This window comes from Streptomyces sp. BE303 (assembly GCF_036290945.1).
In the GTDB taxonomy this organism is placed as follows: Bacteria; Actinomycetota; Actinomycetes; order Streptomycetales; family Streptomycetaceae; genus Kitasatospora.
In genome coordinates this window covers 1-531 of the sequence record NZ_JAQYWZ010000766.1, presented here as the reverse complement: position 1 = coordinate 531, position 531 = coordinate 1, and the positions used below count along the sequence as shown (strand labels likewise).

At 70.6% G+C, this 531-nt stretch carries 1 protein-coding gene; it reads right to left on the bottom strand.

The window, feature by feature from the left end:
* Positions 1–423 (bottom strand): transposase domain-containing protein (locus PUR56_RS22905; protein WP_329950295.1); only part of this gene is annotated, 423 nt, incomplete at its 3' end.
* Positions 424–531 lie beyond the last annotated feature (108 nt).

Here is a 531-nt window from a genome sequence, read left to right as displayed (position 1 = left end):
CGTCGTGCCGTCGATCGCGCAGACCAGCAGCCCCCGCCACCACGCCCCGGTGGTGCCGATTCCGGCGGCCGGGCCGCGTAGCAGGTCGAACAGCCAGCGCATCGGCTCGGCCCCCACCCGCCTGCGGGCCTGGGCGAACGCGCCGCCGGTCGGGTCGGCGACCGGCAGGCCGTCCAGTCCGGCGGTCAGCCGCTGCCACACCTGCCGCCAGCCCAGCCCAGGGAACAGGCACCCGGCCAGCAGCAGATACACCACCACCCGAGACGGCAGGTCCCGGACCCGCGCCTGCACCCTGCCGGTCTGCGCCAGCGCCTCGTCGACCATCTCGAACGGGACGATCCGGGTCAACTCACCGAGATGGCCGGGCGCGAACGCCCCCGCGGCAACCACAACCTCACGAGAGATGACAGACTTGGCACCCAACGGAGCTCCTACCGAACAGTGATCTTGGTCGACACGGTTCTAGCAGGAGCTCCGTCCCATTTCAGGCGACTTGACGCGGCCACCCACGGCTCTATCTACACGGCATTG